The following is a 22,015-nucleotide window of genomic DNA, read 5'->3' as shown; positions in this document are numbered from 1 at the left end:
GGTACCGCCTGTGTTCAAGGAATTTGTCGTCTCCGGTGATTCGCACATCATCGAGCCGGTCGATCTCTTCAAGACCCGGCTCCCCAAGAACCTGCGTGATCGGGCCCTCTGGGAAGAGGAGTTCACGCTCGACGAGCCGATCGTGCCGGGCGGTCACACGGAGTTCAAGAAACTGCACACCATCGGGTTCGACGGCTGGACCATCTCCAAATACCGTCAGACCGGCGGCGAGACCCCGGACGGCGATCCCGAGCACATCCTGAGGGACATGAACATCGACGGCGTCGACGCCTCGGTGATGTTCCCGAACCTCTCGCTGTTCGTCCTGTTCACCGACGATCACGAACTGTCCATGGCGCACGCCCGCGTCTGGAACGACTACCTGGTCGAGCGGTACCTCCCGTACAAGGACCGGCTGCGTCCGACCGCGGCGATCCCGCTCACGAACGTGCCCGAGGCCGTCGCGGAGATCGAGCGGATCGCGCGGCTCGGCCTCGGGGCGATCCTCCTTCCGGAGATCCCGCCGCTGCCCTTCTACTCACGGGAGTACGACCCGGTCTGGGCGGCCGCGCAGGCGCACGGTCTGCCGGTCTTCATCCATGTCGCCACCGGTGGGGTGAAGGTCAAGGAGCAGGTGTCCGAGACGGCGGTGACCGTCCGGGGCCTGATGAACGCCATGAACATGGGCAAGGGCAACCTGACCGACGACATGGTGACCGGCCGGACCATGGGTACCGCGGTCGGCGCGGCCGTGGCCGGCCCGCAGGGCATCGTCGCCAGCCTCGTCGGCGGCGGTGTGTGCGAGCGCTTCCCCGACCTGCACTTCAATCTGATCGAGTACACGGCCGGCTGGCTCGTCTCCTTCATGGGCTACATGGACAAGGCGTGGAAGACCGGCACGGGCCAGGACCCCGACTGGTGGCTCGGCTTCTGGGACGACAACCGTCCCGCGACGGAGCAGGCGTCCATGGGCAGGCTGTTCGCGATCAACGATCAGTGGCCCTACCCGCTCAAGCCCACCGAGTACGTCCGGCGCCAGATCCACGTGCAGTTCGCGGACGATCCGACGGCCGTCAAGGCCCGCCACATCACCGGCCTCTCGACGGTCATCTGGGGCAACGACTACCCGCACGCCGAGGGCACCTTCCGCGACAGCGCCGAGTGCGTCGCGGAGAACTTCGAGGGCGTCCCGGACGAGGACCGCGCGGCCATCCTCGGCGGCACGCTGGCCGACGTCGTGCACTTCGACAAGAGCAAGAAGCTCGCCCCGCTTCCGCAGGACGCCTGACCGGCGGCAGGCGGGCGGTGGTGGTCGTGTCACGGGACCGGCCCCCGGAGCGTTCGCGCTTCGGGGGCCGGTCGTCCGCGTGCGCGGGTCAAAGACGCCCGGGTGCGTTCGTCGCGTCCGATACCTCCGGAACCGCGCCGATCAGGGCGAGGGAGGCCCGGGCGTACGCGGCCCGCCGACGCCGGCTCACCAGGAAGCTCGGGGGCGCGAGGTAGCCCACGTCGCGGGGGAGCGAGCCGGCGCGGCGGGCGAGAGCGTCCTTCGCCTCGGCGGTCGTACCGCAGACGGCGATCTCGCCGACCATCTCGTCCGTGACCGCCTCCGCCATGGCGTCGGTGTCGCCCGCCCGGAACGCGGCGCGGAGCCGGGTGACCGGTTCCTCCCAGCCGTGGTGGGCCACATAGGGGTCGTACGTCTTCACCGTGAGGTAGAAGGCGATCATCCGTCGGGCGTCCGCGACGGCGCGTTCGGGCGCGGAGTCGTCGACTGCCGTGATGATCCAGCCGTGTTCGAGGAAGCGTGTCCTCGGGCCGGCGTCTCCCGCGCCGCGCTCGACCGAGGGCCGTACCACGTCGTTCCACCAGGAGGAGGTGAACAGACCGTGTCCGACGACGCCATCGGCCACCCGGCCCGCGGTGGCCGCCATGCCCGTGTTGAACGCCGCGAGCAGCACGGGGATGTCCAGCCGACCGAGCACCGGCGCCCGGACATCGGCGTCCAGCGAGTGGAACTCCCCGGAGTAGCGCACCTTCTCGCCGTTCTCCGCGTGCAGCCAGGCCCGCACCGCGCCGACCGTCTCGGCGATCCGGGCCACCGGGCGGTCGGCGGGCACGCCGAGCCAGTCGCGGTTGATGCGGAAGGCGGCGCTGCCCAGCCCGAGGAACAGCCGGCCCGGCGCCCGCGCGTGCAGCTGGCGCATGGCGGTGGCGTGAGCGTACGGGGTGCGGGCGAACGCGTAGGTGATGGCGGGGCCCGCCAGGGCGTGCTCGGTGTCGGCGACGATGTCGGCCACCGTGAGGTAGGCGTCGTGGTCGGCGAACTCCCCGGCGCAGAAGGCGCCGACACCGGCCTGCTCGGCCTCCCGTGCGACGTCCCGGCCGGGCCAGGGCATGCCGAACAGCATGGAAGCCTCCGTTTCCCTTGCCTCGCGTCTATAAAGTGCACTCTTTTCATTCAGGCTAGGCGAGGGTCAGCGCAGTGTCCACTGCCTCCGGGGCACTGCGGCACGGTCGACCTCGGCCTTGCCGACGGGGTTGCCGATCTGGGTGTACGACAGTCCGGTGCGCAGCGCCTGGGTCCGCGTCGAGTCGAGCGACTCCCAGATCGCCCGGACGGTGCCCTGGATGGCGGCGGGCGGTTTGGCGGCGATGACGCGGGCGACAGTGTCGGCGCGGGCCCACAGTTCCGCACGCGGGAGCACCTCGCTGACCAGGCCGATCTGCAGGGCGCGCGCCGCTGAGACGCGCTCGTCCAGGCCGAGCAGCGCTATGCGCAGCGCCTCGCCGAGGGGGACGCGCCGGGCGAGACCGATCGGCTCCAGAGCCGCGGTGAGCCCGTAGCTGACGTGCGGATCGAAGAACGTGGCATCGTCCGAACACATGATGATGTCGGCCTCGTTGAGCCAGTAGAAGGCGCCGCCCGCAGCCATCCCGTGCACCGCGCAGACCAGGGGTTTCCACACCTGGTTCAGCTTCGGCGAGAGGTACTCGCCGGGGTCGGTCCGCGACCAGACGTTGGGGTGGCGGTCGATGCCCTCCTTCACGTCCATGCCCGTGCAGAACGCCCGGTCGCCGGCGCCCCGCAACACGACGACGTGCACGTCGTCGTCGGTCTTGACGGTCTCCCAGATGACGGAGAACTCCTCCAGCATCCGCTGGTTGAAGCCGTTCATGACCTCGGGCCGGTTCAGGGTGATCGTGGCGACATGGTCGGCCACCTCGAACAGGACGGTCTCGAGTTCCATCCGGGGACTCCGTTCGTCATGTTGTCTCAGTTCGTCATCTCGACGTGATCCAGGTAAGTAGTATACTTTTTTCTGGTCCTTGGGCACCGGAACGGAACAAGATCCGCGGAGGGACCTGCGATGAGGCCACGTATAGGGCAGATGCTCGTCAGTACGGTCGACACGACGGCCGTGATCGTCGTTCGGTGCTCCGACCAGGAGGTGGAGATCACCTGTGGCGGAGCGGCACTGGCCGAGGCGGCCGGACCGGGGGGACCTGTCGCCACCGGCACCCCCGACCCCGACCTGATGGGCGGTGCGGTGCTCGGCAAGCGGTACGCCGACGAGGAGGCGGGCCTGGAACTGCTCTGCACCAAGCAGGGACAGGGCACGCTGGCGGTGAACGGCGTTCCGCTGCCGATGAAGAGCCCCAAGCCGCTCCCGGCCTCGGACTGAGGGCGAGCGCGCCCCATGAACATCTCGATGCTCCTTGACATGGCCGCCGAGGGTCTTCCCGGCCGGGTCGTGATCGGGCGCGGGGGCGACGGGCTGACCGCCCCGCGACTTCGTGAACTGGCCGTCGGCGGTGCGCGGTCGGTGCGCGCGGCCGACGCCGACGCGATCGTGTACCTGGCCGTGAACGGACCGGCGCTCCCGGTCGCGCTGTTCGCCGCGGCCCACGCCGGAGTCCCGCTGATCCCGGTCAACTACCGCCTCGGCTCGGCACAGTTGGCCGCGCTGCTGGCAAATCACCCCCGCGCCCTCGGTATCGCCGACCCGGAACACGGCGAGGCGCTGCGCCGGGCCGGTCTCGCCGTACGGAGCCCGGACCAGTGGCTCTCCCAGGCGGCGCGGGCCACGCCCACCCCGGGGGACGAGGAGCCGGCTCCGGCCCCCGACTCCCCGGCGGTCCTCATCTACACGAGCGGCACGACCTCGACGCCGAAGGGCGTGGTCCTGCGCCACCACAACCTCGTGTCGTACGTCCTCGGCACCGTGGAGTTCGCCGACGCCGGCCCGGACGAGGCAGCCCTGGTGAGCGTGCCGCCGTACCACATCGCCGCCGTGTCGAACGTGCTGACCAACCTGTACGCGGGGCGACGCGCCCTGAGCCTCGACCAGTTCACACCGCAGGGCTGGCTGGACCTCGTACGGCGGGAGCGGGTCACCAACGCGATGGTGGTGCCGACGATGCTCGCCCGCATCATGGACACCGACGGCCTGGACCGGTCGGTGCCCTCGCTGCGCGCGCTCGCCTACGGCGGGGCCAGGATGCCCGTACGGGTGATCGAGACCGCGCTGCGAGGCTGGCCGCACGTCGACTTCGTGAACGCCTACGGGCTGACGGAGACCTCGTCCACCATCACCGTCCTGGGCCCCCGGGAACACCGGACGGCCGTCGAGAGCGACGATCCCGCCGTACGGGCCAGGCTCGGCTCGGCCGGACTGCCGCTGCCCGGTGTCGAGTTGGAGGTCCGGGACGCGTCCGGCGTGCTCGTAGGCCCGGGGGAGACCGGGCAGATCTGGGTGCGTGGCGACCAGGTGTCGGGGGAGTACGCGGGGCAGGGTTCCGCGGTCGACGAGCGCGGCTTCTTCCACACCCGCGACCAGGGAAGGGTCGACGCCGACGGCTATCTGTACATCGAGGGCAGGGCCGACGACACGATCATCCGCGGCGCGGAGAACATCGCGCCCGCCGAGATCGAGGACGTGCTGCTGCGCCACCCGGATGTGCTGGACGCGGTCGTCGTCGGTGTCCCGGACGAGGAGTGGGGCCAGCGCATCGAGGCCGTCGTCGTGGTCCGGGACGGGGCGGAGATCGACACCGGAGACCTGCGGGCCCGGGTGCGCGGGACGCTGCGCGGCTCGAAGACGCCGGAGCGCATCACCCGTTGGCCCGAACTGCCCCGCACCCCGACCGGCAAGCTCGTGCGCCGCGACATCGTCGAGGCGCTGACCGCTGACCGCTGACCGCTGACCGCTGACCGCTGACCGCTGACCGACGTACGCCGCCGGGCCGTCGGCCGACCAGGATGAGAGAGCCGTCCATGAGTACTGCCGCCAACAGCACCGATCCGATAGCGGAGTTGATCCCGGAGCTGACCGGGCGCACGGCCTCGGCGCTGCGCGACTGGGCCCCCGAGGGCACGGTCGAGTCGGTCGAACCGCTCACCGGCGGCACGTCGAGCCTCACCTACGTCGCCGTGCTGTCGGGTGTGCCCGCCGGATACGAGCGTGTCGTCCTCAAGGTGGCCCCGCCGGGCCTCCAACCGGTGCGCAACCGGGACGTGTTGCGTCAGGCGAGACTCATGCGGGTGCTGGCGGGCGTGTCCGGCGTACGGGTGCCGAAGGTGCTGTTCTGGGAGAAGGGCGCGCCCCCGGCCCGTCAGCCGTTCGTGGCCATGGAGCTGGTGCCCGGCGAGTGCGTGGAACCGGTGCTGGTGCCCCGAGGCACACTGCCCGCCGCACAGGTGCGGGCCCGTGCACTGGACGCGGCCCGGATGCTCGCCCACCTGCATCGCGCGGACCCGAAACGAACCGCCCTCGCGGTGGAGCCGGTTGTCACGCCCGCCGCCGAGATCGACCGCTGGACCCGGGCGTTCGCCACGGTCCCCGAGGACCTGCGCACCGGCTACGAGGCGGTCGCGGAACGCCTGCGGGCCACCGTGCCCGGCGCGATGATGCCGGTGTTCACGCACGGGGACTACCGGCTCGGGAACACCCTGTGCGACGCGGACTCGGTCAACGCGGTCATCGACTGGGAGATCTGGTCGCTCGGCGATCCCCGGGTCGACATCACCTGGCTGACCTTCTTCACCGACGAGGCCCACCACCCGGCGGCCACGTCGCGGGAGCCGACCGGGATGCCGACCAAGGCCGAACTCATCGACACCTACGAGGAGACCCGGGGCGAACAGCTCCCGGACCTGCGCTGGTTCGAGGCGTTGACGAAGTACAAGGAGTCCGCCGCCACCGCGCTGCTGATCAAGCGCGGCCGCAAGGCGGATCACCTGACCGACATGCACCGGCGCATGCTGCCGGCGCTACCGGTCCTGCTGGCAGAGGCGACGGAACTGCTCGGCTGACGCCCGCGATCCCCACCCAGGGGCGCGGGGAACCGCGTGACCAGCCGCCACCGGGCCCGCGGGCTCAGTACAACCCGCCGTCCACCCGGATCAGCGCCCCCGACGTATAACTGGACGCGTCACTGGCCAGATACAGAGCCGTGCCGATGATCTCCTCCGGTCGCCCGGGCCTGCCGACAGCACTGCGCGTGATCTCCCGCTTCTCCTCGGACCAGGCCTTGGAGATGTCGGTCAGAAAGGGCCCCGCCGAGATCGTGTTGACCCGCACGGACGGCCCGTACTCCAGAGCGAACACAGTCGTCAGCGCGTTCAACGCGGCCTTCGCCCCGGCGTACGGACCGAACCGCGGCTGCGGGAACAGTGCTCCCGACGAGGAGACGTTGATGATCGAGCCGCCGTCGCCCCGCGCCATCCGCTCCCCGATCAGTGAGGCGAGCCGGAAGGGCCCCTTGAAGTTGACCCCGACGACCTTGTCGAACAACTCCTCGCTGGTCTGCGCCGACGAGGGCGCCAACGGTGACATCCCGGCGTTGTTGACCAGGACGTCGACCTTCCCGAACTCCTCGTACGCCGTGTCGGCGAGCCGGCCGAGGTCGTCCCAGTGCCCTACGTGCGCGGCGACCGGCAGAGCTTGCCGGCCCAGCTCGCGGACCTCCGCGGCCACCGCCTCGCAGGCGTCGGCCTTCCGGCTGGCGATCACCACATCCGCGCCGGCGGCGGCGAACGCGCGCACCATCTCGCGCCCCAGGCCCCGGCTGCCGCCGGTGACGAGGGCGACCTTGCCGGACAGGTCGAACAGGTCGCCGCTCACACGTCCGCCCGGCCGGTGAGACCGTCGTCCTCGATGATGTGCGCGTACCGCTTGCGGGCGGCCTCACGTTTCGGCGGGATGTGCTCGCTGGGGAACAGACCCTCCGCCGGCCGGTAGTTCCGCAGCAGCCCCTTGGCGATCGTGGTGCGGTGCACCTCGGTCGGCCCGTCGGCGAGGGCGAGGTTCGGTGCGGCCATCCACCACTTGGCGAGCGGCAGTTCGTTGGTCGTGCCGAGCGAACCGTGCAGATGCAGAGCCCGTTGGATGACGTCGTGCAGCACCTTGGCCGTCTGGACCTTGCACATCGCGATCTGGGTGCGGGCCGCGCCGTGCGGCTGGGTGTCGATGATCCAGGCGGTGTGCAGCACGAGCAGCCGGAACTGCTGCAACTCCGTCCAGGAATCCGCGATGAACCGCTGCACCGCCTGCTTCTCCGCGAGGAGGGTGCCCTGCGTACGGCGGGACAGCGCCCGTTCGCACATCATGTCGAAGGCGCGCGCACACTTGCCGACCGTACGCATCGCGTGATGCACCCGGCCGCCGCCGAGACGCGCCTGGGCGACCTCGAAGCCCTCGCCCGGGCCGCCGAGCATGGCGTCGAGCGGTACCCGGACCTGGTCGTAGCGGACGTAGGCGTGGATGCCCTCGTCGAGGTTGTCGCGTTCGTCCATGGTGCCGACGTTGCGCTTGATCTCGATGCCCGGGGTCTCGGCGGGCACGATGAACATCGACATGCGGGCGTGCGGGGGCGCGTCCGGATCGGTGACGGCCATGACGATGAGGAAGGCCGCGTACCGGGCGTTGGACGAGAACCACTTCTCGCCTTCGATCACCCATTCGTCACCGTCCCGCCGGGCGCGGCAGCGGAACTCCTTGGGGTCCGCGCCCGCCTGCGGCTCGGTCATCGAGAACGTGGAGACGATGTCGCCGTCGAGCAGCGGCCGCAGATAGCGGGCCTTCTGCTCCTCGGTGCCGAACATGGCGAGGATCTCGGCGTTCCCGGTGTCGGGGGCGGCGGTGCCGAAGACGGTCGGGGCCCAGTAGGAGCGGCCCAGGATCTCGTTGAGATACGCGAGCCTGACCTGTCCGTACCCCGGGCCACCCAGTTCGGGACCGAGGTGACAGGCCCACAGGCCCTGCTCCCTGACCTTGTCCTGGAGAGGGCCCAGGATCGCCCGGGCCTTCTCGTTGCGGGTGTCGTACGGGTCGCCCCCGTGCGGGAACAGGAGGTCGAGCGGCTCGACCTCCTCGCGTACGAAGGTTGTCGCCCAGTCCAGCCTGGCCTGGAAATCGGGTTCGATCGAGAAATCCAGCATGTCGAAAACAGTATACTTTTTAGCGCCCTCGGTCCATACTGAACCCCGTTCTTCGTTGATTGGGTATGCGCAATAGCGTTCAGGCTCGGAGGAGTTGGTCCGATGCAGAGGCCCATGGAAGGTGTGCGGGTCCTTGAGGTCGCACAGTTCACCTTCGTCCCGGCGGCGGGTGCCGTGCTCGCGGACTGGGGTGCCGACGTGATCAAGATCGAGCATGCGGAGCGGGGCGACGGTCAGCGCGGCCTGGTGCGGGTGCTCGGGTACGACGCCGTCAGCAAGGAGTCGTCGTTCTTCCCGATCGTGGAGGGCCCCAACCGAGGGAAACGCAGCGTCGGTCTCGCGTTGGAGAAGCCGTCCGCACGGCGCGTGCTGGACGAACTCATCCGGAACAGCGACGTGTTCCTCACGAACTTCCTGCCCGACGCACGGGCGAAGCTGCGCATCGACGTCGAGGACGTCCGGGCGGTCAACCCGGACATCATCTACGTCCGGGGCAGCGGCTTCGGCGCCCGTGGCGAGGAGGCGCGCAAGGGTGGCTACGACAGCACGGCCTTCTGGGCGCGCGGCGGCAGCGCCGCCGGGGTCACCCCGGTCGGCGCGGAGCGGATGATCCGGATGCCCGCCGGGGCCTATGGCGACGCGATCGGCGGTATGACCATCGCCGGAGGCATCGCCGCCGCCCTCTACTCCCGCGCCACGACCGGTGAACCGTCCGTCGTGGACGTGTCGTTGCTCGGGGTGGGCGCCTGGGCGACGCAGTTCACGGTCAACATGGCGCTGATGAACGGCGGCCCGCTCCCGGTCAACGTCCAACCCCGGTACGGCTCCGCCACCAACCCCCTCATCGGGGCCTACCGCAGCTCGGACGGCCGCTGGATCGAACTGTCGATGCTGCAACCCGGCCGGTACTGGGCCGAGTTCTGCGCACTGGCCGGCCGCGAGGAACTCGCCCGCGACGAACGCTTCGACAGCACCGAGAAGTTGATGGCGAACGCCGCCGACGCCGCCGGGATCGTCGCCGAACTCATCGCCTCCCGCCCGTACGAGGAGTGGGCCGGGATCCTCTCCCGGGGAGAGGGCCAGTGGGCGGCGGTGCAGAGCGCCTGGGAGGTCGGTCAGGATCCGGCGCTGCGAGCCAACGGTCTCATCGCGCCCGTCGTGGACGCCGACGGGGTCGACCGCGAACTCGTCGCCAGTCCGGTCCAGTTCGACGAGACTCCGGCCACGCTGACGCGGGCGCCCCTGTTCGCGGAACACACCGACGACGTCCTGCGCTCGCTCGGTGTCGGCGAGGAGGAGCTCATCGCGCTCAAGATCGACGGCGCGGCGACGTGACGAACGTACGACGAGAGGAGCCGTGATGAGCACGACACTCGAACCCGGTGGAACCCACGAGGGAGTCCCCGCCTACCACTTCGACAACCGGCTCAGCGGACCGGTCCTCAGCCATCAGCGACGCTGGGACGAACTCGCGGTCACCCACTCCGGGTTCCGGAGCACCATCGCGCAAGGGTACTGGGTCGTCACCGAGAGCGAGGCGATCCAGCGGGCGCTGCAGGACTGGCGAACCTTCTCCAGCGAATCGGTGACGGTGCTCAACCCGAACCCGAGGTTCCTCTGGATCCCGGAGATGCTGGACCCGCCCCACCACACCGAGTGGCGAAGGCTGCTCGGCAGGCACTTCTCCCCGAAGGCCGCCGCCGCCGACGAGCCGAGGATCCGGCGGGTCGCCGGAGAGCTGGTCGACGGTCTGAAGGACGCCGGAAGCGCCGACGTCCTCGACGCCTTCGCCCGGCAGTTCCCGACCCGCATCTTCATGGACCTGATGGGCCTGCCCGGGGAGGATCTAGGCCAGTTCCTCCACTGGACACACGACCTGCTCCACCTCACCTACGGCGAAGACCCGGACGGGCAGCGGCAGTTGACGGCCATGAACGCCGTTTCGGACTACTTCGACGAGCAGATCGCCCTGCGTCGCGAGGCCCCGCGCGACGACCTGCTGTCGCGGGCGATGACCTGGACGATCGACGGCGAGAAGATCAGCGACCGGGACATGCACGCGTTCTGCGTCCTGTTCTTCCAGGCCGGCTTCGACACCGTCCCGATCTCGGTCGGCTGGGCGCTCTACCACTTCGCCACCCACCCGCGGCAGCGCGCCGCCATCGTCGCCGAACCCGCGCTCGTCTCCACCGCCGTGGAGGAGATCCTGCGTGTCTACTCGCCCGTCGTCCCGGCCCGCAAGGCGACACGGGACGTCGAGATCGGCGGCTGCCCGGTCCGGGCCGGCGACATGGTGATGCTCCCTGTCGCGGTCACCAACCGCGATCCCGGACGGTACGACAACCCACTGGAGGTCGACCTGCGCCGAGGCAACACCAACCACATCGCCTTCGGCTCGGGGCCCCACCGCTGCCTCGGCTCGCACCTCGCCCGCCTCGAACTCAACGTGGCGATCGAGGAGTGGCACCGGCGCATTCCCGAGTACCGGATCGCACCGGGCCAGGACATCGAGGCGCACGGCAACATGTACGGCATCAAGCAGCTGCGGCTCGAGTGGTGAGCGGCGTGCCGAACGCTCCGCTGAGCGCGGCCGACCTCTACCACACGGGGATCGTCGTCCCGGACGTCGACGAGTGGAAGGCCCGGATGACCGAGGTCGCCGGCCACCGGTGGACCGAGACCATGGCGGCCGACCTGCCGGTCCGCCTCGCGGACGGGGACCGGGTACTGCCCCTGCGGTACGCGTACTCGCTCGACGCCCCGCACATCGAGCTCGTCCAGGAGATTCCCGGGACCCCGTGGACAGCGGCCGAGCACATCGCCACGCACCACCTCGGCTACTTCTGCGACGACGTCCCGACCACGTCCAAACGGCTGGTGGAGGCGGGCTTCGCCATGGAGGCCTGCGCCGTCGTCGACGGGGCACCGGCGATATTCGCCTACCACCTGGCTCCCTCCGGCCCGCGCATCGAGATCGTGGACCGCGCCCGGATGCCGGACTTCGCCGCCTACCTGCGGTCGAGGACACCCCGGTGACAGAGAAGGACACGACGTACGTGGCACCGGCCTTCAGCACGTTCAGCGAGGAGCACGAGGCACTCCGCTCGACGCTGCGCCGCTTCCTGGCGGACAAGGCACCGAGCGAATCGGTACGCCGCTCGATGGAGTCCGAAGAGGGCCACGACCCGCTGCTCCGGCGCCGGATGGCGGACCAACTCGGCCTGTACGGAATCGCGTTGCCGGAGCAGTACGGCGGATCCGGCGGCGGCCCGGTCGAGTTGGGGATCGTCATGGAGGAGCTGGGACGGGCTCTGCTGCCCTCGCCGTACTTCGCCACCGTGGCCCTCGCCGGCCAGGCCCTCACCGTCTCCGGCGACGACAGGGCGAAGGCGCGCTGGCTGCCCGTGCTGGCCGACGGCTCACTGACCGGCACCCTGGCGCTGGCCGAGACGGGTGGGTCGTGGCGCGTCGAGGACGTGGCTGCCTCGGCGACGCGCGACGGTACGGGCTGGCGGGTCTCGGGCACGAAGATGTTCGTTGTCGACGGCCACAGCGCCGATCTGCTGCTGGTCGCCGCCCGTGCGGACGCGGGCCCCGGTCTGTTCGCCGTGGACGGCGACGCGACGGGCGTCACCCGCACCCGGCTGGAGGCGCTCGACCCGACGCGACGACTGGCGCGGGTCGATCTCGACGGGGCCGACGCGGTGCGGATCGGCCCACCGGGTGACGCCACCGGATATCTGCGAACCGTCATCGACCTCGTGACCGTGGCACTGGCCGCCGAGCAGGTCGGCGGGGCTCAGGCATGCCTGGACGCCGCGGTGGAGTACGCGAAGGTCCGGGTCCAGTTCGGCCGTCCCATCGGGTCGTTCCAGGCGGTCAAGCACAAGTGCGCCGACCTGCTGCTCCAGGTGGAGTCCGCCCGCTCGGCGGCCTACCGTGCCATGGCCGTGGCGGCCGGAGAACCGGACGAGCTGCCGGTGTCCGCCGCGCTCGCCGCCGCGTACTGCGCGGACGCGTTCACCCATGCCGCCAAGGAGAACATCCAGATCCACGGCGGCATCGGCTACACGTGGGAACACGACGCGCACCTCCACCTGAAGCGCGCGAAGAGCTCCGAGCAGCTCTTCGGCAGCCCGGTGACGCACCGGGCCCGACTGGCCGACCTGGTCGGAATCCAGAGAGCAGTCGCGCGGCCGTCATATGTTCAGGGCACTTAATGACGTAGTTCTCGTCACAGAGGACCACCATTTTGGCAGTCTGCGTCCTACAGTCAGTCAATTAAGTGCACTTTATAGGCCTGGTGACGAAAGGCTCCTTCCGTGGGAATTCGCGACCGCCTGTCCCGGCTGCTGACCGAGGCCCCCGCCGACGCCGAGGCGATCGAGTACGAGGGCGACTGGTGGACCTGGGGGCGGGTCCAGGACACCGCGCGCGATGTCGTCGACGCGCTCGACACGCTGGGGCTGCCCGTCGGTGGCCGCGTCGGGGTCGTCCTGGAGAACCGGCCCGAGCATGTCGCCGTGGTCGCCGCCGTGATCGCCTCCGGCCGCTGCCTGGTGATGCTGAGCCCCTTGCAGCCCGCCGCGCGCCTTGTCGCCGACATCGCGGGCTGCGAGCCGCCCGTCCTGCTCGCCGGCGCCGAAACCCTCGCCCGGGAGGGCGTGTTGAGCGCGGCGACCGGTCACGGCGCGGCCCTGGAGGTCGGCACCGACGGCATCATCACGCTCGCGGGCGGCACACCCCCCGCCGGGGCACCCACGGCCGGCCCGGACGTTGCCGTGGAGATGCTCACCTCGGGCACCACCGGCCCCCCGAAGCGCGTGCACCTGCGGATCGGCCAGCTGGACCAGGCCCTCGTCTCCGGCGGCCAGACCTCGAAGGACGCTCGGCTGCTGTCGCGGTCTGCGGCGCTCGTGGCCACCCCGCTCGTACACATCAGCGGGCTGTGGCGGGCGCTGGGCTGTCTCGCGACCGGGCGCCGCATGCTCCTCATGCGCCGGTTCGACGTCGAACCCTGGGTGAGCGCTGTGCGGCGACACCGGCTGCGGGCGGCGAGCCTCGTACCGGCCGCCATCCGTGCCGTGCTCGACGCGGGCGTCCCCAAGGAACGGCTGGTGAGCCTTCAGGTCGTCACCTCCGGCACCGCGCCCTGCCCGGCGGAACTCGCCGACGCGTTCTTCCGCACGTACGGCATCCCCGTCCTCATGACCTACGGGGCCACCGAGTTCGCCGGAGCGGTGGTCGGCTGGACGCTGCCGCTGCACGAACGGTGGTGGCGGCGCAAGGCGGGCAGCGCGGGACGCGCCCTGGGCGGCGTCGAACTGAGGGTGACCGGGGAGGACGGCGAGGAACTGCCCGTCGACAGGCCCGGCCGGCTGGAGGTGCGCACCGAGCAGAGCACCCGGGGCGGCCTGGCCTGGACGCGGACCAGCGATCTCGCCCGGATCGACACCGACCGGTTCGTCTGGATCGAGGGCCGCGCGGACGACGCGATCATCCGCGGCGGCTTCAAGGTGCAGCCGGAGACCGTCCGACGCGTCCTGGAGACCCACCCCGCCGTCCGGGAGGCGGCCGTCGCCGGGCTGCCGGATCCGAGACTCGGGGAGGTGCCGGTCGCGGTGGTCGAGCCCGAGCCGGACCTGCCCGCCCCGGATATCGCCGAACTCGTCGCCCTCTGCCGTTCCCGGCTCACCCCGTACGAGGTGCCGGCGCACATCGTCGTCGACGCGCTGCCCCGCACCCCGTCGAGCAAGGTCAGCCGGGTGGAACTGCTGGAACTGGTCCGCGTCCGGCTCGCACAACACGAGCGCGTAAAGGAGGAACAGCGATGACCGGTACGCACACTGACACGCAGACAGCCGCGCAGGCGGATCCGCGGCCGGGTCCGCAGCCAAGTCCGCGGAGAGGTTCCCGGAGCGGTACGCCGGAGGAGGCCGCCGAACGGTTCGGCGTTCTGACCGACGAGGCGATCGAACGCTCCCGCCGGCGCCTGGGTGTTCCCCAGCCCCAGCACAACCCCCCGCACAACCGCGAGGTGACCTGGGACGGCGTACGCCACTTCGCGTACGGTTACGGCGACGACAACCCCCTGTACTGCGACCCGGACCACGCGGCCCGCACCCGCTGGGGCTCGCTCGTCGCACCGCCCACCTTCCTCTACACGATGGGGGAGGACGCCGCCCCGAAACCGGACCCGGAGACCAAGGCTCTCCTCAGGGGCGACCCCTTCGCCGGGCTCGGCTCCTACCAGGCGGTGATGGAGTTCGAGTGGTGGCGCCCGCTCCAACTCGGCGACCGGTGCCGGGTGTTGCAGACGCAGGTCGGAGTCCACCTCAAGTCCAGCAGCTTCGGCGGGCGCACGGCACACGTCGTCCGTGACTACCTCTACGCCAACGGGCGCGGCGAGATGCACGCCCTGCGGCGCGGCACCTGGATCAACGCCGAACGGCACACGTCGAAGAAGCGGGCCAAGGAACACCTCGCCCAGGAGCCCTACACCGCCGACCAGCTCGCCGAGATCGACGCCGCCTACGCGGCCGAGACGCGGCGCGGCGCCGAACCCCGGTTCTGGGAGGACGTGGAGATCGGCGATGAACTCCAGCCCCGGGTGAAGGGGCCGCTCACCACCACGGACGTGGTCGTCTGGCATCTGGGCTGGGGCATGCAGCTCACTCCGCCGGGGGCCTTCGGGATCGCCGCGCGCGTCCGGCGCAAGGCCCCGGGACTGTATCCGCCGAACCCGTTGAACGTCCCGGACACCGTCCAGCGCCTGCACTGGGAACCCGAGCGGGCGAGGGAACTCGGGCTGCCGACCTCGTACGACTACGGCGGGATGCGCGAGACCTGGCTGTGTCATCTGCTCACCGACTGGATCGGCGACGACGGCTGGCTGTGGCAACTGCGCTGTGAGCACCGCAGGTTCAACTATCTCGGCGACACCACCTGGGTGCGCGGCGCGGTCGTCGACAAACGTCTGGCGGACGGGCGGGCCGAGGTGCACATCGAGGTCCGGTGCGAGAACCAGCGCGGTGAGGTGACCACGCCCGGAACGGCCGTCGTCCTGCTGCCGACCCGCGATCGTGCCGTGGAACTCCCGGCACCGCCGGCCGGGGACCTGGACGGCATGGTCGCCCATGAACTGGCCCGATTCGCCGTGACCGGCGATCAGTCGCACGATTCGAGGAGGTAGACGTGTCGGACGAGGTGCTGGTGGAGCGTCGTGGCGCTGTCCAGGTCATCACGATCAACCGTCCCGCGGTGAAGAACGCGCTGGACGCCGGGGTGGCCGCAGGAGTGGCGGCGGCGGTGGACGAACTCGACGAGTCGGACGACCTGCGGGCGGCCGTCCTCACGGGGGCCGGGGGCACGTTCTCGGCCGGGATGGATCTCAAGGCGTGGCTACGGGGCGAGTCGCCCGCGATCGAGGGGCGCGGACTGTGCGGGATCACCCTGACACCGCCGCGCAAGCCGCTGGTCGCCGCCGTCGAGGGCTGGGCCCTGGCCGGCGGCTTCGAGCTGCTGCTGGCCTGCGACCTGGTCGTCGCCTCCCGCACGGCTCGGCTCGGCGTCCCCGAGGTGCGGCGCTCCCTGGTCGCCCGCGCGGGCGCGGCCCTCCACCTCCCGCGCCGCATTCCGTACGCCGTCGCCCTGGAGTTGCTCCTCACCGGCGAACCGATCAGCGCCGTACGGGCGGCCGAGGTCGGCCTCGTCAACCGGCTCACCGACGAGGGCGGCGCGCTCGACGGCGCCCTCGCCCTCGCCTCGACGATCGCGGCGAACGGTCCCCTCGCCGTCGCGGCCACCAAGGAGATCGCGAGCCACGCCACGGACTGGTCGCTGGAGGAGGGGTGGGCGCGGCAGTTCGAGATCGCCGCTCCCGTGTTCCGGTCGGAGGACGCCCGGGAAGGGGCCGCCGCGTTCGCGGAGAAGCGGGCGGCGGTCTGGAAGGGCCGCTGACACCGGCGTACAGGCGTGAAATTGAGTATCCGTAATGTGGCTGGGACCGGAGGAGATGACCATGACGACGGGACCTCTCGTCGGCTGCCGGGTGGTCGAGCTCGGTGGCATCGGACCGGGGCCGTTCGCCGGGATGCTGCTCGCCGACCTGGGGGCGGAGGTCGTTCGGGTGGACCGGCCAGGACAGGCGGACGAACCGGACGCGGGCGGACCGACGGATGTGCTGGGCCGGGGCAAACGGTCGGTCGTCCTCGACCTGAAGCATCCGGCCGGAGTCGCCGCGCTCCTCCAACTCGTCGAGCGCGCCGACGTGTTGATCGAGGGGTTCCGCCCAGGCGTCACCGAACGGCTGGGCATAGGACCGCACGACTGCTTGGCCCGCAACGCCCGCCTGGTCTACGGCCGGATGACCGGCTGGGGCCAGGACGGGCCGTTGGCCACGGCCGCCGGGCACGACATCACCTACATCGCGCTGACGGGTGCGCTCGGCGCGATCGGGGAGGCGGGCGGTCCGCCGCGGATCCCGCTCAATCTCGTCGGCGACTTCGGGGGCGGCGGCTGCTACCTCGTGATCGGCGTCCTGGCCGCTCTGCACGCCGCCGCGCGCACCGGCAGGGGCCAGGTCGTCGACGCGGCCGTAGTCGACGGCACCGCCTCCCTCCTGGCCAGCACCTTCGCCAAACTCGGGCGCGGCGAGTGGAGCGACGAGCGAGGGGTCAACCGCTTCGACGGCGGCTGGCCCTTCTACGCCGTGTACGAGACCCGGGACGGCCGCCATGTCGCCGTCGGCGCCCTGGAACGCAAGTTCTACCGACGCCTGGTCGAGCTGCTGGACCTCGGCGTCGACCCGGACCGACAGCACGACCGTTCGGCCTGGCCGCAGCTGCGGCAACTGCTGGAGAAGCGGTTCGCGGAGCGTACGCGGGACGAGTGGGCGGCGCTGTTCGAGGGGACCGACGCGTGCGTGGCCCCCGTCCTGAGTCTCAGCGAGGCGGCCGCTCATCCGCACCTGGCCGCACGCGCCACCCTGACCGCCCCGGACGGCGTCGTCCAACCGGCCGCCGCCCCCCGCTTCTCGGACACCCCGACCAGCCCCACGACGACCGCACCGGCCGTCGGCGCGGACACCCGCGCGGTGTTCCGGGACTGGCAGGTCGCCGGCATCGACGCACTCCTGGACAACGGCGCCGCAGCACAGTCCCCCCTCGTCTGACCAGACAGACCTGTCACACCTGTCACACCTGTCACACCTGACAAGCCTCACAGACCTGCTGACTCACACTGCCGGCTGACCCGACTGAGAGGACCCTTCCATGCGAGACGCCGTCATCGTCGACGCCGTACGCACCCCGATCGGCAAGCGCAACGGCTCGCTGGCCTCCGTGCACGCGGCGGACCTCTCGGCCGAGGTGCTCAAGGCCCTCGTCCGCCGCACCGGCATCGACCCCGGCACGGTGGACGACGTGGTCTGGGGCTGTGTCACCCAGATCGGCGACCAGTCCAGCAACATCGGCCGGTTCGCCGTTCTCGCGGCGGGCTGGCCCGAACACGTCCCGGCGGTCACGGTCAACCGGGCCTGCGGCTCAAGCCAGCAGGCAGTCGACCAGGCAGCGCACGCCGTCATGTCGGGCCAGTACGACCTGGTGGTGGCGGGCGGAGTGGAGACCATGAGCCGGGTACCGCTCGGCTCCCACCGGACCACGGGACAGCCGTACGGACCCGCCGCGATCGCCCGCTACGACGGATTCGAGTTCAGCCAGGGCGTGGGAGCCGAACTCATCGCCGAACGCTGGGGGTTGAGCCGCCGTCGGCTGGACGGCTTCGCCGCGGAGTCCCACGCGAAGGCGGCGGCCGCGATCGACTCGGGCGTCTTCGACGACCACATCGTGCCGATCGAGGTCGACGGCACCGGGTTCACCGTCGACGAGGGGCTGCGACGCGGTACGACCCCCGACACCCTGGCCAAGCTCAAGCCGTCGTTCAGGGAGGACGGCGTCATCCACGCCGGCAACGCCTCCCAGATCTCCGACGGCGCCGCCGCCCTCCTCATCACCACCCCCGGGCGCGCCCGCGACCTGGGCCTCACCCCGATCGCCCGCTACCACACGGGTGCGGTGAGCGGCGCGGACCCGATCACCATGCTCCTGGGCCCGATCCCCGCGACCGAGAAGGTACTGCGCCGCTCCGGGCTCTCCATCGACGACATGGGCGTCTACGAGGTCAACGAGGCGTTCGCGCCAGTCCCCCTGGCCTGGCTGGCCGAAACCGGCGCCGACCCCGAGCGCCTCAACCCGCTGGGCGGCGCGATAGGCGTGGGCCACCCGCTGGGCGCCTCGGGCGCCATCCTGATGACCCGCCTACTGGCCAGAATGCGCCAACAGGGCCTGCGATACGGCCTCCAGACCATGTGCGAGGGCGGCGGCACGGCCAACGCGACGATCATCGAACTCCTCTGACCCCCTCAAGGGGCACGGGAAACTGCGGCGCGCGGCACCCGCCTTGAGGGGCGCGGGGAACTGCGCGACGAGCCACGACGGCGTGGCACTCGCCTTGAGGGGCGCGGGGAACTGCGCGACGAGCCACGACGGCGTGGCACTCGCCTTGAGGGGCGCGGGGAACTGCGCGACCAGCCACGACGGCGTGGCACTCGCCTTGAGGGGCGCGGGGAACTGCGCGACCAGCCACGACGGCGCCGCACCCGAGAACCCAACCCAACAACAGACTCCTCACCGAGGCATCCCCAACCCCCGCTCGGCAACCTGCGTCCGCAACACCTCGTTCGCCCCACCGGCAATCGTGTAGGCCCGCGAGTACAGATACGCGTCCTGCCACCACCCACCCGCCACAACCCCCACGTCACCCTCGACGAGCAACCCGTCCGCCCCCTGCAACCGCAGCCCGAACTCGGCCAGATCATGGTTGAGTTCGCTGAAGAAGATCTTGCCCAGCAGGGCGTCCCCCACCCCCTCCGTACCGTGCAGCATCCGCGACTGCGCCAGCGAGATCATCGCCGCGTTCACCTGCACCCGCGCCGCCAGCTCCCCGATCGCCTGACGGCCGGCGGAGTCCTCCAGCGCCGGCCGTCCACCGACCGGCGTCTCCTCCGCGAGACGCAACAGGTCGTCCAGTACGGCGAACAACTCGGCGCCGCGCGCGGCCACGCCCGAACGCTCGCGGCCGAGGCTGCTCATCGCCACCCGCCAGCCGTCGTTCACCCGCCCGATGACGTTCGCCGCCGGAATCCGGACGCCGTCGAGGAAGACCTCGTTGAAGTCGGTGGTCCCGGTGATCTCACGCAACGGCCGGACCTCGACCCCCGGGCTGCGCATGTCCAGCGCGAACGCGGTGATCCCCCTGTGCTTGGGCGCGTCGGCATCGGTACGCGCCAACAGGTAACCCATGTCGGCGTGCTGGCCGTTGGTCGTCCACACCTTCTGGCCGTCCACGACGAAGACCGCGTCGGCGTCGCCGGCCTCGCCCTCCCGGCGCGCCCGGGTCCGCAGCGAGGCGAGATCACTCCCCGCCTCCGGCTCGCTGAACAGCTGGCACCACACGTCCTCGCAGGCCCGGATACGGGGCAGGAAGCGCGCCCGCTGCCGGTCGGTGCCGAAGTCGAGCAGGGCGCCCGAGGCCAGCGAGCCCGCGCCGACGGGCGGCCAGGTGCGGGCCCGGGCGATCTCCTCGGCGACGACGAACGGTTCGAGGGGATGGGCGCCCGGCCGGCCACCGTACTCGGCGGGCCAGTCGATGCCGAGGAGGCCCGCCCCGTACAGCTTCGCCGTCCACTCCCGGATCGCAGGCATCAGCTCGGGCTCGGGGGCACGGGCGCCGGAGTGGGTCTTGACGCCGGGCGCGTGCTCGGCGACGAAGGCCCGCACCATCTTCCGGAACGTCTCGATCTCGGGTGTCGACTCCAGTCGCATCGCTGCCGGCTCCTCAACGTCGTCGTCATGCGCACGATCTCGAAATGAGGGTACTCTAAGTGCGCTGGTTGTCTCTCGCCGGAGACCAGGAGCTGAACGGGAAACCCCGATCCGATCTCGGCATCCGGCAGCCGGCTCGCACGTCACCCGCGCCACCGACGAATAGACTGGGGATCCGCAATACCCCCTCTGAGGAGTTGGCCCCATGGCGACTGCCGTCGATCGCGAACCCGCCGACGGCGAGGCCGGTACCCCGGTCGGCAAGCTGGCCGCGCAGACCGCGCACCGTATCGAGGCGACCGTGATCCGTCAGGGCTGGCCCGTCGGCGAGTCGTTGGGCTCCGAGGTGGACCTGCGGGAGCGGCTGGGCGTGAGCCGTGCGGTGCTGCGCGAGGCGGTACGGCTGGTCGAGCATCACCAGGTGGCCCGGATGCGGCGCGGCCCGAACGGTGGCCTGATCGTCTGTGCCCCCGACGCCGGGCCGGCGACCCGCGCCATGGTGATCTACCTCGAATACGTCGGCACCAGCGTCACCGACCTGCTCCAGGCCCGTCAGCTCCTCGAACCGATCGCCGCGGGCCTGGCCGCCGACCGCATCACCGAGGAGGGCATCGCCACCCTCCGGGCCACGCTCGACGCCGAACTCGCCCACTGGGACGACCCGTCGGTCCACTCGCAGGACCCGCTGCACCCGGTGCTCGGGCAGCTGTCGGGAAACCCGGTTCTGCATCTGTTCGTCGACGTGCTCACCCGCCTCACCGCCCGGTACGCGCACACCTCGCGCCGAGTCACCAAGGCCGAGATGCACGCGGCGAAGGAGACCTCGCACCAGGCCCACCGCGCGGTCGTCGAGGCCGTGATCGCCGACGACGGAGCCCGGGCGCAGTCGGAGCTCACCGCCCACCTGGAGTCGGTCGCCGCCTGGATCGAGAAGCACCGGGTGCGTCGCGGGCAGCGGATCGCGGGGAACGTGATCGAGCCCGAGCTCGCCGAGGGGCTGCGGGCCAAGCTCGCCGAGGTCGTGGCCGCCCGGATCCATGACGACATCGCCGCGCGGGGCTGGCAGATCGGCCTGGTGCTCGGCTCGGAGGCCGATCTGCTCGCCCGCTACGGCATCAGCCGGGCCGTGCTGCGGGAGGCGGTCCGGCTCCTGGAGTACCACTCGGTCGCCCGCATGCGCCGGGGCCCCGGCGGCGGCCTGGTCGTCACCGCGCCGGAACCGCAGGCCAGTATCGACACGATGGCCCTCTTCCTCGAATACCAGGGCGTCACCGCCGACGATCTGCGGATCGTCCGCAACGCCATCGAACTCGGCATCATCGCCAGGGTGACCGCCCGGCACGCGGGAGGCGACCCCGAGGTCGTCGAGCGCCTCACGAAGGCCGTCCGATGGCCCACCGAGGGCCCGGCCGACGAACTCCGCAAGGCCGACCTGTTCCACTCCGAACTGGCCGCCCTGGCCGACAACCCGGTGCTGTCGCTGTTCCTCTCCATCATCACCGAACTGTTCCGCCGCCACGCCTCCGGCCACGACCGTCCGCTCCCCGGCGACACCGCGGCCGAGGAGGTCCAGCACGTGCACCAACGCATCCTCGACGCGATCGTGCAGGGCGACGCGGGAGTGGCCCGCCACCGCATGGGCCGGCATTTGGATGCACTCATTCCCTGGTGGCACTGACGGGCGGCGTTC

General features: G+C 70.9%; 19 protein-coding genes. 14 read left to right on the top strand and 5 right to left on the bottom strand.

The window, feature by feature from the left end; translation table 11 throughout:
* Positions 1 to 10 precede the first annotated feature (10 nt).
* Positions 11 to 1,288: an amidohydrolase family protein gene (locus PV734_RS17150; protein ID WP_319095596.1), complete on the top strand. Its 1,278-nt coding sequence runs from the start codon at positions 11 to 13 to the stop codon at positions 1,286 to 1,288.
* Positions 1,289 to 1,376: 88 nt separating this feature from the next.
* Here the strand turns inward: PV734_RS17150 and PV734_RS17145 are convergent, their stop codons facing one another.
* Positions 1,377 to 2,411, bottom strand: a complete 1,035-nt coding sequence (locus PV734_RS17145) for an LLM class flavin-dependent oxidoreductase (RefSeq protein WP_319095597.1) — start codon at positions 2,409 to 2,411, stop codon at positions 1,377 to 1,379.
* A gap of 66 nt (positions 2,412 to 2,477) precedes the next feature.
* Positions 2,478 to 3,251, bottom strand: a complete 774-nt coding sequence (locus tag PV734_RS17140; RefSeq protein WP_319095598.1) for an enoyl-CoA hydratase/isomerase family protein — start codon at positions 3,249 to 3,251, stop codon at positions 2,478 to 2,480.
* A 120-nt stretch (positions 3,252 to 3,371) separates the two neighbouring features.
* Here PV734_RS17140 and PV734_RS17135 point away from each other — a divergent pair, with 120 nt between their 5' ends.
* The 3 genes from PV734_RS17135 to PV734_RS17125 all read left to right on the top strand — a co-directional run bounded on the left by PV734_RS17135 (position 3,372) and on the right by PV734_RS17125 (position 6,316).
* Complete coding sequence (locus PV734_RS17135; RefSeq protein ID WP_319095599.1) at positions 3,372 to 3,686, top strand: hypothetical protein; 315 nt, start codon at positions 3,372 to 3,374, stop codon at positions 3,684 to 3,686.
* A gap of 15 nt (positions 3,687 to 3,701) precedes the next feature.
* Positions 3,702 to 5,201, top strand: a complete 1,500-nt coding sequence (locus tag PV734_RS17130; protein WP_319095600.1) for a long-chain fatty acid--CoA ligase — start codon at positions 3,702 to 3,704, stop codon at positions 5,199 to 5,201.
* 77 nt (positions 5,202 to 5,278) lie between these two features.
* Positions 5,279 to 6,316, top strand: a complete 1,038-nt coding sequence (locus tag PV734_RS17125) for a phosphotransferase family protein (protein ID WP_319095601.1) — start codon at positions 5,279 to 5,281, stop codon at positions 6,314 to 6,316.
* Positions 6,317 to 6,380: 64 nt separating this feature from the next.
* Here PV734_RS17125 and PV734_RS17120 read toward each other — a convergent pair whose 3' ends face one another.
* Together PV734_RS17120 and PV734_RS17115 are read right to left on the bottom strand one after the other, a co-directional pair.
* Entirely contained in the window at positions 6,381 to 7,127 is a 747-nt protein-coding gene (locus PV734_RS17120) for a glucose 1-dehydrogenase (protein WP_319095602.1), read from the bottom strand.
* Positions 7,124 to 8,443 (bottom strand): acyl-CoA dehydrogenase family protein, encoded by a 1,320-nt coding sequence (locus PV734_RS17115; RefSeq protein WP_319290167.1) that lies wholly within the window; start codon positions 8,441 to 8,443, stop codon positions 7,124 to 7,126. Before PV734_RS17115 ends, PV734_RS17120 begins: the two co-directional genes overlap by 4 nt.
* Before the next feature lie 102 nt (positions 8,444 to 8,545).
* Here PV734_RS17115 and PV734_RS17110 point away from each other — a divergent pair, with 102 nt between their 5' ends.
* The 9 genes from PV734_RS17110 to PV734_RS17070 all read left to right on the top strand — a co-directional run bounded on the left by PV734_RS17110 (position 8,546) and on the right by PV734_RS17070 (position 18,858).
* On the top strand, positions 8,546 to 9,778 hold the full coding sequence (locus PV734_RS17110; RefSeq protein WP_319290165.1) for a CoA transferase: 1,233 nt from the start codon (positions 8,546 to 8,548) through the stop codon (positions 9,776 to 9,778).
* A 25-nt stretch (positions 9,779 to 9,803) separates the two neighbouring features.
* The gene (locus PV734_RS17105) at positions 9,804 to 11,003 is read left to right on the top strand and encodes a cytochrome P450 (RefSeq protein ID WP_319290163.1); all 1,200 of its coding nucleotides are present in this window, start codon (positions 9,804 to 9,806) and stop codon (positions 11,001 to 11,003) included.
* Between the two features lie 5 nt (positions 11,004 to 11,008).
* Positions 11,009 to 11,479: a VOC family protein gene (locus tag PV734_RS17100; protein WP_319290161.1), complete on the top strand. Its 471-nt coding sequence runs from the start codon at positions 11,009 to 11,011 to the stop codon at positions 11,477 to 11,479.
* Positions 11,476 to 12,663, top strand: coding sequence for an acyl-CoA dehydrogenase family protein (locus PV734_RS17095; protein ID WP_415924218.1), 1,188 nt, complete (start codon positions 11,476 to 11,478; stop codon positions 12,661 to 12,663). Before PV734_RS17100 ends, PV734_RS17095 begins: the two co-directional genes overlap by 4 nt.
* 102 nt (positions 12,664 to 12,765) lie before the next feature.
* Positions 12,766 to 14,277, top strand: coding sequence for a fatty acid--CoA ligase family protein (locus PV734_RS17090; protein WP_319290159.1), 1,512 nt, complete (start codon positions 12,766 to 12,768; stop codon positions 14,275 to 14,277).
* Positions 14,274 to 15,635: an FAS1-like dehydratase domain-containing protein gene (locus tag PV734_RS17085; RefSeq protein ID WP_319290157.1), complete on the top strand. Its 1,362-nt coding sequence runs from the start codon at positions 14,274 to 14,276 to the stop codon at positions 15,633 to 15,635. The genes PV734_RS17090 and PV734_RS17085 overlap by 4 nt, the downstream gene beginning before the upstream one ends.
* Positions 15,636 to 15,637: 2 nt before the next feature.
* Positions 15,638 to 16,402, top strand: coding sequence for a crotonase/enoyl-CoA hydratase family protein (locus PV734_RS17080; RefSeq protein ID WP_319290155.1), 765 nt, complete (start codon positions 15,638 to 15,640; stop codon positions 16,400 to 16,402).
* 55 nt (positions 16,403 to 16,457) lie between these two features.
* Positions 16,458 to 17,615, top strand: coding sequence for a CaiB/BaiF CoA-transferase family protein (locus PV734_RS17075; RefSeq protein ID WP_319095610.1), 1,158 nt, complete (start codon positions 16,458 to 16,460; stop codon positions 17,613 to 17,615).
* A 100-nt stretch (positions 17,616 to 17,715) separates the two neighbouring features.
* A complete protein-coding gene (locus PV734_RS17070) occupies positions 17,716 to 18,858 on the top strand; it encodes an acetyl-CoA C-acyltransferase (protein ID WP_319095611.1) in 1,143 nt (380 codons plus the stop codon).
* A gap of 270 nt (positions 18,859 to 19,128) precedes the next feature.
* Here the strand turns inward: PV734_RS17070 and PV734_RS17065 are convergent, their stop codons facing one another.
* On the bottom strand, positions 19,129 to 20,325 hold the full coding sequence (locus tag PV734_RS17065) for an acyl-CoA dehydrogenase family protein (protein WP_319290153.1): 1,197 nt from the start codon (positions 20,323 to 20,325) through the stop codon (positions 19,129 to 19,131).
* Between the two features lie 205 nt (positions 20,326 to 20,530).
* Between PV734_RS17065 and PV734_RS17060 the strand changes: the two genes are divergently transcribed.
* Positions 20,531 to 22,003: a FadR/GntR family transcriptional regulator gene (locus tag PV734_RS17060; RefSeq protein ID WP_319095613.1), complete on the top strand. Its 1,473-nt coding sequence runs from the start codon at positions 20,531 to 20,533 to the stop codon at positions 22,001 to 22,003.
* Positions 22,004 to 22,015 lie beyond the last annotated feature (12 nt).

The sequence above is a fragment of the Streptomyces sp. AK08-02 genome (assembly GCF_033795085.1).
Classification (GTDB): domain Bacteria; phylum Actinomycetota; class Actinomycetes; order Streptomycetales; family Streptomycetaceae; genus Streptomyces; species Streptomyces echiniscabiei.
Note: the sequence above shows the minus strand (reverse complement) of the source record. Positions and strands in the feature narration are given on the sequence as shown.